This is a genomic window from Brachybacterium sp. J153, assembly GCF_036311905.1.
In the GTDB taxonomy this organism is placed as follows: domain Bacteria; phylum Actinomycetota; class Actinomycetes; order Actinomycetales; family Dermabacteraceae; genus Brachybacterium.
Map to the genome: position 1 here is coordinate 22,742 of NZ_JAZDCH010000022.1, position 11,697 is coordinate 34,438.

General features: G+C 73.9%; 11 protein-coding genes. 3 read left to right on the forward strand and 8 right to left on the reverse strand.

The annotated features are described in order from the left end of the window. Nucleotides 1–188 precede the first annotated feature (188 nt). The 5 genes from ftsY to V1258_RS10705 all read right to left on the reverse strand — a co-directional run bounded on the left by ftsY (nucleotide 189) and on the right by V1258_RS10705 (nucleotide 4,396). On the reverse strand, nucleotides 189–1,766 hold the full coding sequence (gene ftsY, locus V1258_RS10685; protein ID WP_329749683.1) for a signal recognition particle-docking protein FtsY: 1,578 nt from the start codon (nucleotides 1,764–1,766) through the stop codon (nucleotides 189–191). A gap of 111 nt (nucleotides 1,767–1,877) precedes the next feature. Continuing rightward, nucleotides 1,878–2,042 carry a hypothetical protein gene (locus V1258_RS10690; protein WP_329749684.1) on the reverse strand — a complete coding sequence of 55 codons (165 nt, stop codon included), beginning with the start codon at nucleotides 2,040–2,042 and terminating at the stop codon, nucleotides 1,878–1,880. Between the two features lie 90 nt (nucleotides 2,043–2,132). Beyond that, nucleotides 2,133–2,558, reverse strand: a complete 426-nt coding sequence (ndk, locus tag V1258_RS10695) for a nucleoside-diphosphate kinase (protein ID WP_329749685.1) — start codon at nucleotides 2,556–2,558, stop codon at nucleotides 2,133–2,135. Between the two features lie 70 nt (nucleotides 2,559–2,628). Continuing rightward, nucleotides 2,629–3,045 (reverse strand): DUF4233 domain-containing protein, encoded by a 417-nt coding sequence (locus V1258_RS10700; protein ID WP_329749686.1) that lies wholly within the window; start codon nucleotides 3,043–3,045, stop codon nucleotides 2,629–2,631. A 1-nt stretch (nucleotide 3,046) separates the two neighbouring features. Next, a complete protein-coding gene (locus V1258_RS10705; RefSeq protein ID WP_329749693.1) occupies nucleotides 3,047–4,396 on the reverse strand; it encodes a bifunctional folylpolyglutamate synthase/dihydrofolate synthase in 1,350 nt (449 codons plus the stop codon). 481 nt (nucleotides 4,397–4,877) lie between these two features. Between V1258_RS10705 and V1258_RS10710 the strand changes: the two genes are divergently transcribed. Together V1258_RS10710 and V1258_RS10715 are read left to right on the forward strand one after the other, a co-directional pair. Next, entirely contained in the window at nucleotides 4,878–5,666 is a 789-nt protein-coding gene (locus V1258_RS10710; RefSeq protein WP_329749687.1) for a hypothetical protein, read from the forward strand. After that, nucleotides 5,663–7,246 carry a WXG100 family type VII secretion target gene (locus V1258_RS10715; protein WP_329749688.1) on the forward strand — a complete coding sequence of 528 codons (1,584 nt, stop codon included), beginning with the start codon at nucleotides 5,663–5,665 and terminating at the stop codon, nucleotides 7,244–7,246. Before V1258_RS10710 ends, V1258_RS10715 begins: the two co-directional genes overlap by 4 nt. Nucleotides 7,247–7,308: 62 nt before the next feature. Here V1258_RS10715 and V1258_RS10720 read toward each other — a convergent pair whose 3' ends face one another. Genes V1258_RS10720 through V1258_RS10730 form a run of 3 tightly spaced genes read right to left on the reverse strand, consistent with a single transcriptional unit; the run spans nucleotide 7,309 to nucleotide 9,672 of the window. Continuing rightward, complete coding sequence (locus V1258_RS10720) at nucleotides 7,309–7,746, reverse strand: hypothetical protein (protein ID WP_329749689.1); 438 nt, start codon at nucleotides 7,744–7,746, stop codon at nucleotides 7,309–7,311. A gap of 2 nt (nucleotides 7,747–7,748) precedes the next feature. Beyond that, the gene (locus V1258_RS10725; protein WP_329749690.1) at nucleotides 7,749–8,228 is read right to left on the reverse strand and encodes a hypothetical protein; all 480 of its coding nucleotides are present in this window, start codon (nucleotides 8,226–8,228) and stop codon (nucleotides 7,749–7,751) included. 46 nt (nucleotides 8,229–8,274) lie between these two features. After that, a complete protein-coding gene (locus tag V1258_RS10730; protein WP_329749691.1) occupies nucleotides 8,275–9,672 on the reverse strand; it encodes an S-layer homology domain-containing protein in 1,398 nt (465 codons plus the stop codon). Between the two features lie 334 nt (nucleotides 9,673–10,006). Between V1258_RS10730 and V1258_RS10735 the strand changes: the two genes are divergently transcribed. Continuing rightward, nucleotides 10,007–11,578: a hypothetical protein gene (locus V1258_RS10735; RefSeq protein WP_329749692.1), complete on the forward strand. Its 1,572-nt coding sequence runs from the start codon at nucleotides 10,007–10,009 to the stop codon at nucleotides 11,576–11,578. The last annotated feature ends 119 nt before the right edge of the window (nucleotides 11,579–11,697 follow it).

Consider the following 11,697-nt stretch of genomic DNA (forward strand, 5'->3'; position numbering starts at 1 on the left):
GCTGTCCGCCCCTGGCTGCCGTCCGGCCGGGTCGGCCGTATTCACAGGGTGCGGTCGGGAGCCGGGATCGCCTAAGTCGAGAGGGCTCCGTGATCGTTCCGTGATCGAGGGGTCCGGGACGCGGGACGGCCCGGGCGATCGCGGGGATCGTCCGGGCCGTCCGGGGGTCGTCGGTGCCGTCGCGCCGCTCAGGCCTCGAGCAGGGCATCGACGAAGCCGTGCGCGTCGAAGGGGGTCAGATCATCCATGCCCTCGCCGAGGCCGACCATCTTCACGGGCACCCCGAGCTCGCGCTGGACGTTGACGACGATGCCGCCCTTGGCGGTGCCGTCGAGCTTGGTGAGCACGATGCCGCTGATGTTCACGGCCTCGGAGAACACGCGGGCCTGCTGCATGCCGTTCTGGCCCGTGGTCGCGTCGATCACCAGCAGCACCTCGGCGACCTCGTCGCCGTGCAGGCCCTTCTCGGCGACCCGGCGCACCTTGCCGAGCTCGTCCATCAGGCCCTTCTTGTTCTGCAGGCGGCCGGCGGTGTCGACGATGACGACGTCGGCGTCCTGCTCGATGCCCGCCTTGACGGCATCGAAGGCGACGGCCGCGGGGTCGGCGCCGTCGCGGTCGGAGCGGATCGTCTCGACGCCGACGCGGGAGCCCCAGGTGGCGAGCTGATCGGCGGCGGCGGCACGGAAGGTGTCCGCCGCGCCGAGGACGACGCGGCGCTCCGCGGCGACGAGCACGCGGGCGAGCTTGCCGACGGTGGTGGTCTTGCCGGTGCCGTTCACGCCGACCATGAGGATCACGGAGGGCACCGTCGTGCCGTCGGGAGCCTCGCGGCGGCTCGCGGCGAGACGGCGGTCGAGCGCCGGGTCGACGAGGGCGATGAGCTCCTCGCGCAGCACCTCGCGGACGGCGGCGGGATCCTCCGTGCCGAGCACCTGGATGCGGCGGCGCAGGTTGGCGAGCAGCTCGTCGGTGGCGTCGGGGCCGAGGTCCGCCATCAGCAGCGTCTCCTCGATCTCGTCCCAGGTGCTCTCGTCGACGGTGGAGCGGGTGAGGAGGGTGAGGATGCCGCGGCCCAGGGAGCCGGAGCGGGAGAGCCGCTCGCGCAGGCGGACCATGCGGTCCTGGGGCGGTTCGGGGGTCTCCAGGACCGGACCGACCGCGGGCTCCGGCGAGGTGGCAGCGGCTGCCTCGGACTCAGGCTCGGACTCAGGCTCAGTCTCGGGCGCATCGACCGCCGGCGGCTCGGCGGCAGCGGGCTGCTCGTCGGCAGCGGGCGCGGAAGTCGCGGGAGCCGACGCGGCGGCGGGCTCCGGCTCGGCAGCGGACTCCTGCTCGGCGGCGGGCTCGGGGACCGAGACGGGGGTCTCGACCTCCTGGTCGAAGGGGACGTCGGCACCGGGCTCGGCCGTGGCCGGGGATCCCTGGGTCGAGCTCTGGGTCGAGCCCTGGGTCGAGTCCTGGGCGCCAGGTGCTTCGGACCCGGCGGCGTGGTCCTGCTGCGCGGAGGGCGCGCTCTCCTCGGCGCCGGGCCGGCTCGGGGCCGACAGCGTGTCCGCCCAGGTGGGGGCGGCCGGTCGCTCCTTGACCGCGGTCGCGGCGCCCGCCGCGGACCCGGAGCCGCTCGCGGGATCGTCCCCGGTGGCGTCGGTGTCCGTCGGTCGACGGCGGCCGCGGGAGCGGACCAGCGCCCACGCCCCGGCGCCGATCGCGAGCACGCCCGCTCCTCCGCCTGCGAGCAGGGCGATGATGTCATTGGGGTCCACAGGTCACCTCCGGGTGCGGGGAAGCCGCCGAGGCGGCGAGGACAGCGGCCAGTCTAGGGGGACCCTCGGCTCGTCCGGGCACGGCCGACGACGGCGCCCCGCGGGGCGGGGTCAGTCGCGGCGGGTGCGGCTCGTGTGCCGACGGTCGCCGGACTCCTCGGAATCCTCCTCGCGGCCGCCCCCGCGCAGGTGGGGCAGCGCGACCGCGGCGACGATCCCGATCGCCACCGCGAGGGCGACGAGCAGGAAGATCACGGTGACGAGGGACAGCGGCATGCCTCCATTGTGCACGCCGTTGCCCGACCGGACGCGGGGGTGGGCCGGCCTGCGGCGCGGTTCACAAGGGCCGCGGCGCAGGGTCGGGAATCAGCCCAGCTCGGGGAACCAGATCGCGATCTCGCGCGCCGCGGACTCCTCCGAGTCGGAGCCGTGGACGAGGTTCTGGATGACCGGCAGGTCCTGCTCGCAGGCGAGGTCGCCGCGGATCGTGCCGGGTGCGGCCTGGGTGGGGTTGGTCGCCCCGGCGAGAGAGCGGAAGCCGGCGATGACGTTCACGCCCTCGGCGACGATGGCGACGAGCGGGGCCGCGCCCATGTACTCGACGAGCCCGGGGTAGAAGGGCTTGCCCTCGTGCTCGGCGTAGTGCGCGGCGAGCTCTTCGGCGGTAGCGGTGCGCTGGGCGAGGGCGACGATGCCGTAGCCCTTGGCCTCGAGGCGGCGGATGATCTCCCCGCGCAGTCCGCGCTGGACGGCGTCGGGCTTGAGCAGGACGAGGGTGCGCTGTGCGGTCATGCGCCCCAGGGTACCCAGAACCCGGGGGCCCGTCGGCCCGGGTCTCCTCCGTCGGCCGACGGCGGCGGGCTCACGCTCCCGTCGGCCCGTCCTCGGCGGCGCGCTCGGCGAGCACCCGCGCGTCGACCGCGTCCTTCTCGGCGTCGAGCTGGTGCCCCTTGATCACCCCGAACACGTACAGCGCGGCGAAGGCGAGGCCGAGCACCCACATGGCGTTCACCTGCAGGCCCAGCGCGATGACGGGGATCTGCAGCACGGCACCGAGCAGGTAGGGCCAGGCACCGCGCGCGAGCAGCCGTGAGCACAGCAGCAGCGCGAGCGCCGTCAGCAGCGCCCAGGTCCAGGTCAGCACCCGATCCTCGGGAATCAGCTGGTGCGCGACGAGCGCCGCGAAGAACACCAGGAACGCCTCGACGACGAGGATCGTCATCGAGAACATGCGCTGCGCCCCGTGGGGGCGCGCGGAGGGCGTGAGGTCCAGTGCCATCTCAGTCCTCCCGCTCGACACCGAGCAGGTCGCGCACCTCGGCCGCGAGGGTCACCGATCCGGCGACGACCACGCCACCGAACTGGTCGCCGTCGGTCTCGGCGAGGTCCACGGCGGCCTGGATCGCATCGGGCAGCGCGGGATGCTCGTGCACCCGGTCGGGGTCCTCGAAGACGTCCCGGGCGAGGTCGGCGAGACGGTCGGCGGGGATCGCCCGCGGCGAGGAGGAGGCGGTGATCACCACGGCGTCCAGGAGCGGCTCGAGCACCGCGAGGATCTCCTCGGCGTCCTTCTCCTGGAGGATCCCGACCACGCCGACGGTGCGGGTGAAGCGGAAGTTCTCGCGCACGGTCTCGACCAGGGTGAGCGCCCCCGCGGGGTTGTGCGCGGCGTCCAGCAGGATCGTCGGCGACTGCCGCACCACCTCGGCGCGTCCGGGCGAGGTCACGGTCGACAGCGCAGCGGACAGCAGCTCCCCGTCGAGCGGGGCGCGGCCGTCGCCGAGGAGCGCCTCGGCGGCGGCGACCGCGAGGAGGGCGTTGCGCGCCTGGTGCTCGCCGAGCAGGGACAGGAACACCTCCTCGTAGCGACCGGCGATCCCCTGGAGGGTGAGCATCTGACCGCCCACGCCGGGGGTGCGGGCGAGCACCCCGATCTGCTGGTCCTCGAGGGCGGCCTCCGCCCCGAGCTCGGAGATGCGGTCGCGGAGCACCTCCGCGGCGTCCTCGTAGGGCTGCGCGGCGAGGATCGCGGTGGCCGAGGAGGTGAGGATCCCCGCCTTCTCCCCCGCGATCTCGGCGATCGTGTCGCCGAGATACTCCTGATGATCGAGCGAGATCGGGGTGATCACGGTGACGTCGGGATCGACCGCGCCGGTCGCGTCCCAGGTGCCGCCGAGGCCCGTCTCGACCACGGCGACGTCCACGGGGGCGGAGGCGAAGGCCTGGAAGGCCATGGCGGTGAGGTACTCGAAGAAGGTCAGCGGCGGTCCGCCGGCGGCCTGCGACTCGGCGTCGACGATCTGCGCGAAGGGCTCCACGTCGCGGTACGCCTGCAGGAAGCCCTCCTCGTCGATCGGGACGCCGTCGATCGCGATCCGCTCGGTGGGCGAGTGCAGGTGGGGGCTCGTGGTCCGCCCGGTGCGCAGACCAGCCTCGCGCAGGATCCGCTCGAGGATCCGCGCGGTCGTCGTCTTGCCGTTGGTGCCCGCGATGCGGATGCTCCGGTAGGAGGTCTGCGGGTCGCCCATCAGCTCCATGACCCGACGGATCCGGCTGAGGTCCGGCTCGATGCGGTTCTCCGGGGCGCGCTGCAGCAGCGCCGCATAGACCTCCCGCAGCGCAGGAGACATGACCGGACGGGCGGGACGGGGCACTGCGGCTCCTGGGGGCTGGGGCGACGGGGGCCGGACCAGTCTACGAGCCCCGCCCGAGACCGGCCTCCGCGCCGCCGCCCCACGGCGTCGCCCGGCCCTCGCCGCAGCTCCCCCCGCCGTCCACTCGACCCTCGCCGCGCCCCGTCGTCCACTCGACCCTCGCCACGCCCCGCCGTCCACTCGACCCTCGCCACGCCCCGTCGTCCACCCGAAAGGTCCACAGATTTGGGGGAATAGGGCCGCTATTCCCCCAAGTCTGCGGGGCGACGTGAAGGGCGGGGTCGGCGAGGTGAGAGGTGGGACGGGGCGGCGAGGTGTGGGATGTGGTGGCGCGAGGTGAGGGACTGGGCGGCACGGCGGGATGGGGAGTTGTCCCCATGGGCGTCGTGACCCCGCTCACCTAGGGTCGGACCTGGGCGCGCGATGCGTCCGCCGCCCCCCTCCCCAGGAGTGCCCGATGACCACGCTGAGCGCCGACCTGGACCAGGTCGCCCGATGGGCCGTCCGCGCCCCGATGCCGCCGTCCGAGTGGAACCCCGTCTATCGCGCCCTGCTCGGGGACGCCGCCGATCCCGACCCCGCACCCTCCCCCGCCCCTGCTGCGGATCCCCCGTCGGCTGCGGAGCTGGACCTGCTGCTGCGGCAGCTCACCGCCCCGGCCCTGCTCGTCCTCGCCGTCACCACCGCCGAGAGCACCGAGCGGCTGCGCATCGCCTTGGCCCCCGAGGGCGCCACGGTCGAGACCTCCCGCGGGCAGGAGCCGTCGCGCTGGGACGAGTGCGCGCTGAGCACCGTGCCCCGGCGTCTGACCGAGCTGCTCGCCGGGACCGGTCTCGGCAGCGCTCCGGCCGCCCTCGGCACCGACCGCGAGATCCCGCCCCTGCGCCTCTCCCCCGACCAGCAGCGCGCGGCGCAGGAGCGACTGCTCGCCGGAGTCCCCGCCGCCGAGGCTCTCGCCGGCCTCCCCGATCTCGATCCGCGGCTGCGCGACGCGCTCACCGCCGAGGATCTGCGGGTATCCGTCTCGCTGACGCTCCACGACCCGCGGGGTCGTGCGACCGAGCGCCCGGTGACCTGGTCGCGTCTGTGGGTCCGCGGCGACCGCGGCCTGTACCGCACCGACGGCGTCGCGGCGGGGCCGCCCGAGGTGCGCCCCGTCGGCGACGGCGACGTGCTCGGAACCCTCCTCCCCCTCCTCGAGGAGGGCCTTCGCTTCGCCCTCGTCACCCGGGCGGGTGCGGCATGAGCGCGTTCTGGGGGATGGACACAGAGCAGGTCCGCGAGCACGCCGAACGGCTGCGGACCGCGAGCGGGCAGGTCGAGGACCTCCGGGGGCGGCTCGAGACCCTGGTGCGCGGCGTCAGCTGGGAGGGCCCCGACGCCGAGGACTTCCGCGGTCGCTGGGAGGAGCTCGCCGCGGGACGTCTCACGGCGACGCTCGAGCAGCTCGAGGCCTCCGGCGAGCGCGCCCTGGGCGAGGCGGACCAGCAGGACGTGGTCTCCGACGCCGACGGCACCGAGTCCGGTCCGGCCGAGAACCCGAGCACCCTTCCGCCCGGGCAGGGCGGCGACGGGCCCGGCGGCTACCGCAGCACCGACAACCCCTGGATCCCGAACTGGCTCGAGGACCCGGCCGAATCTCTGCTCTCCGAACTCGCCTCGACCACCTCGGACCTCCTCGGCTGGGGTTTCGACACCGGGATCGACCTGCTCGAAGGCGGCCTCGGCGCTCTCGGGGTGAACACCGACGGCATCGCCCAATTCCAGCGGGACGCGAACCACCTCGGCGGAGTGCTCACCGACTGGGCGACCGGCGAGCGGGTCCCGACGATCTCGGAGCTCGGCGCCTCCTCGCTCCTCGCCCTCGGGTCCGCGGGAGTCGGCGTCTACGAGGCGATCACCGGCGAGGACACGGCCTTCCTCGACGACCGTCCCGGCGGTCAGGTCTCCGACGTGACCGTCTCCAGCGACCCGTCACCGAGCCCGCAGACCCTGCAGGACCTGATCCTGGACAACACCGCCTTGCGCATCGGCCACGGCGACACCTCCCAGCAGGGGCAGATCGGCATCCAGGAGGTCCGCTCGGCCGACGGCTCGGAGCCCAGCTACATCGTGCAGGTCCCGCCGACGGAGGGGGACATCGGCGCCTTCCCCGACGCCTACGGTGGGCAGGCCAACTCCCGCGACTGGGCCTCGAACCTGCGCCTCGTCGCCGGTCAGGACACCGCGGCCACGCAGGACGTACGCGCCGCGCTCGAGGCCGCGGGGGTGCCCGCCGGGGCGAACGTGATGCTCGTCGGCCACTCGCAGGGCGGGATCGTCGCCAACAACCTCGCCGCGGATCCGGCCTTCAACAACGCCGACGGCTCCCCCGGCTCGTACAACGTCACGCACACCTTCTCCGTCGGCTCCCCCGTGCAGACCACGATCCCCGCCCAGGGATCCACCGAGTCGGTCAACGTCTCCCATGGGGGCGGCCTGCATCCGGGACCCAGCGTCTCGGGCGACCTGATCCCGGGACTGGACCTCGGCGGGGCCCAGGTCGACGGCGGGTCTCTCGGTGCGCCGAACCGGCACGAGGTGAGCCTGCCCGGCTATCCCACGCCGATCTCGGACCCGATGGGGCTGATGAACGCGAACCACGACTCGACCGGCCCGAACGGCGATCCCGACGGCGGCTACGCCGGGACCGTCGCGCGGAACACTGCGACCGATCCGACGCTCTCCGCGCTCCAGGACGATCTGAGCGGCGTGTATCTCGGCGACGGCACCTATGTGGCGCGCTCGACGGTCGTCGAGGTGGGCCGCGGCGAGCACGGCGGCTGACCCCCGCCGCGGAGCGCTGAGGACTGCCGGGGAGCGCTGAGCACTGCTTGGAGCCGACGAGCTCAGTGCAGCCCGTACCGGGACGCGAAGGCGCTGGCCGTGATCTCGGGCAGCGGCACCCCGCGACCCGGCAGCCGCGGAGCGATGTCCTTCCCGGTCAGCACGTCGCCGGTGGGGAGCAGGCCGCGGATCGCGCCGATGCCCACCTCGGGGCCCCAGGGCGCGAGCTCCGCCTCGTGGAGGAGGGAGACCACGGCGCCCATCGCCGCGTCATAGACGCACAGGGCCTCGGCACGCTCGGTCGCCTCCAGGGCGATCTCGCCCTGCAGGGTGGTGCGGAAACTGCCGGTGCGGGTGAGGACCAGCTGCACCGACCGGACCCCGTCGACCTCGCCGACGGCCCGGCGCGCGCGCTCAGCGAGCTGCGCCCGCATCGCGCTCGTCCGCACCCCCTGCACGAGTCCCTGCAGCAGCCCCCACGTCCTCCCGGTCCCGGCCATGCTCAGCCCAGCCCGTAACGCGAGAAGAAGTCCGCGACCGTGACGGATCCGGGGTCACGCTCGGGAAGCCACTCGAGGACGTCGACGGCGGTGCCGTCCTCCGCACGGCCGATGACGTTCTGCACGCTGCGGTCGTCCTCCCCGCCGTCGTCGTGCAGCAGGGTGACCACCGCGCGCCAGGACTCGTCGAGGACGGCCTCCAGCTCCACCCCGGCGACCGCGCAGGTGATGTCCCCGTAGAGGATCGCACCGAAGGTGCCGCCCGTGCCGAGCACCAGTTCGGAGCGGGTCACTCCTTCCGCGCTCTCCGCTGCCTCGTTGACCCGGCGCTGCGCGGAGCCCGGCACGCACCCCGACAGCAGCACCGGCACGGCGAGGGCCGCATGGGTCAGCGCCGCCCGCCGCCCCACGACGCGACGTGCGTTCGCGCTCCGCGTCCCGGTCCGCGTCCGGGTCCGCTCGATGCCGTCCATGCCGTCCATGCCCGAAGCCTCCCATGCCGTCCCGCCACCACGGGGCGGGACAGGGTCAGACGACCTCGAAGCGGTAGATGAACGCCGCCATGGCATCGCGGTTGATGGACTGGAGGGGCCGGTAGGTGCCGTCGGACCAGCCGGTGGAGATCCCGGTCGCCGCCGCCCACGTGATCTCGTCGTAGAAGATCGAGGTGGAGCGGCTGACGTCCTCGAAGGGCGAGGTGCGCGGCGCGGTGAACGCCGGCTCGCCCGCGTAGCGATAGAGGAAGGCCGCCATCGCGTCACGGTTGATCGGCTCGAGCGGCCGGAACGTCCCGTCGTCCCACCCGGTGGTGATGCCCTCCGACCAGGCCCACGCGATCTCTGTGTAGTACATCGAGGTGGTGGAGACGTCGCGGAAGGGCGAGCGCGCGGGCGGGGTGTACGCGGGCGATCCGGCGGCGCGGTAGAGGAAGGCCGCCATCGCGTCGCGGTTGATGGGCTGCAGCGGCCGGTAGGTGCCGTCGGACCAGCCCGTCGTGTACCCCTCGTGCTTCATCCAGGAGATCTCGACGAAGAAGATCGAGCTCGTGGGGGTGACGTCCGTGAAGGGGTTGGCCGGAGCCTTCCCGGCGGGTGCCGCGACGGGATAGTGCGTCGCGGAGCGGCCGTTGGGCGTGCCGAACCACTGCGAGTACAGGCGGAAGAAGTTCCGGTTCCCGTAGGTCGCGCAGACGTCGTCGGCGACGGCGCCCGAGCCTGCGTCCAGGGTCGCCTGGGTGGGGGTGAAGGGTGTGTAGTTGTAGAGCGCCGCGGTGGCCCGGTTCGCGAGGGTGACCTTGCCGTAGCCGCAGAAGGTGTAGGGGCTGTACTGGATGTCGTAGGTGCGTCCGGAGCGGTACCGGAAGCCGAGGTCGGGGTCGCCGTATTCCTGGAGACGCGACCCGGCGAGATAGATCTGCTGGGCGAAGCCCGCCTTGGCCGTATCGCAGCCGAGGAAGTCCGGGCAGGCGAAGCCGAGGGCCTCGTCGAGCTTCTTCTGCGTGGGCGCGGTGGTGGTCACCAGGCCCTGCTCCTTCTGCAGCATCACCAGCAGCACCCGGGGGCTCACGTCGCAGGCGAGGGACACGTCCGCGATCACCCGAGCGGCGGTCGCGCCCGCCCGGGCCGGGATCGCGGCGCAATACTCGGTCGCCGCCCTGGCCGGGGTGTCGGTGCGGTACACGCGCAGGCACAGGGCGCCGTTCACGCCGTCGGTCCGGCACGCGGAGCCCTTCTGGTCGAGGAAGGTCTGCACCTGGGCGGCGCTCATCGCGTCGCCGTCGAACATGGCGGAGTCGCTGATGAGGTTCCCGGGGGCGAATCCGCCGAGACCCGCGGGCGGGGTCTCGGCCCGTGCCCCGTCCGGAGTCGCGAGGGTGCCGAGCGCGAGCAGCACGAGGGCCAGCAGCAGCAGGCCCGCACGACGCACGGGAGCAGGAGTCGGAGACGGAGTGAGGGACGACGGGGTGGCAGGACGGGCGGCCATGGGGAGCTCCGGGGGCGAGCGAGGCCGACCGGGGCCGGCAGGGCGAGGAAGGGCGAGGGAAAAGACGGTCCGCTCCGGACCGCTCCCCCGATGCTACCGGTGACCTGCAGGTCATCACATCCCTCAGCGGCCGGCAGCCGGGTGGCCGGGGATCGTCCCTCCCCAGCCCCTGTCCGTCCACAGCGCCGCCGGCGACCCGGCCGACCAGGCCGCCGCCTGCCTACGCTCCGAGCACACGGGCCGACGGGGTCCGCCCGGAACGGGAAGGCGGGGCACGGTGGACGACTTCCGCGGCATGGACAGTGCGGCAGCCCGCGATCTGTCACGGCGGCTGCGCGGGGCCGCAGGAGAATTCGAGGTGCTCTCCCGTTCTCTCGAGAGAGCGGTGGCCGCGGCGGACTGGCAGGGCACCGATGCCGAAGCGCTCCGCGACCGCTGGCAGAGCGAGGTCGGTCCGCGCCTCGCGCGCGGCGGTCTCTCCCTCGCCGAGCGTGCTGCCGCCCTCGCCGGGGAAGCCCGCGAGCAGGACGAGGCCTCGCGCGCCGACGACGCCCCTCCCCCGGCGGGCGTCGCCCGCCCGGGGCAGGACGCGAGCACGCGACGCGATGAGCTCCTCCTCCCGGCGGAGCTCCTGGTCGGAGCGCGCGCCTTCCTGCCGCCACTGCTCCCCCGCGGCGCGGCCGTCTCCGGGATGCTCGGACTCGCGGTCGACACCGACGGGGTCCGTCGGGTGGGCGGGGAGCTGGGCCATCTGGGCGGGGTGCTCGGCGACTGGATCGGCGGGGAGCGTGTGCCCACCGTCGCCGAGCTCGGCGCGAGCGTGCTGCTCACGACGGGCGCGGTGGCGCTCGCCCCGCTGGAGACCGTCACCGACACCGGGCTGCTCGACCCCCGCACGACCGTGACCGTGCACGCGGTCCGACCGGTCACCGGCTCCGCCCCGCCGCAGGACCTCGTGGATCTGCTGGTCGACCTCGACGAGTCCGCGAGCGGCACCCTCGACCCCGGTGGTGCCCCGGGCGATCTCGTCGCCTCGGGCAGGATCCGCATCCAGACGGTCCGCGGAGCCGACGGCACCGAGGCGTACATCGTGCATGCCCCGCCGACGGGTGGAGGGAACATCGTGGACCCGCGGTCCTGGGGTGCCCAGGGGAACTCCGCCGGGTGGGACTCGAACCTGCGGGCCATGGCCGGGCAGGAGTCCGCGGCGATGGCGGACGTCCGCGCGGCGATGGTCGCCGCGGGGGTGCCGGACGGGGCTGAGGTGATGATCGTCGGCCATTCGCAGGGCGGGCTGACCGCGGCACGGCTGGCCGCGGACCCCGGTTTCAACAGCCTCGGCGGGGAGCCGGGAACCTACCGGGTGACGCACATCTTCTCCGTCGGTTCACCCGTGCAGAGCGTCGCGCCGGCGACCGAGCTGACCCAGGGGGTGAACGTCGCGCACCAGCCGGTGCTGGTCCCTCTCCCGGGTCTCGCCGGCATCCCCGTGCTCCTGCCGGACCAGGTGCCGGCGCACATCGCCGATCCGGTGCCTCGGCTGGATCTCGGGGGGCTGCGGGTCGATGGGACCCGGGTCGACTCCGCGCAGGTCCGGGAGGTCCTCCTGCCCGCCCCGCTCCAGACGTACGGCGAGGCCGGACAGCTGCGCAATGCGCACGACTCGGTGCTCGAGACGGCGTACGGCCCGGACCCGACCGGGGGCTACTCGGGGTCGGTGCGGGCCGCTGCGCGCACACATCCCGTGCTGATCGACCTGCAGGACGAGCTCGCGGGCCGTTACCTCGGCGACGACGTGGTGCTGGTCGAGGACGTGGTGGTCGACGTCGGCCGGGAGGACCTCCGGTGAGCCGGGGCGCCGAGACACCGATGAGCAGGAGCTCCGATGAACGGGGGCGGGGGGGGGGGGGGGGGGGGGTCCTGCCCCCGAGAAACCGCCCCCCCCCACCCTTCCCTCACAACCCCACC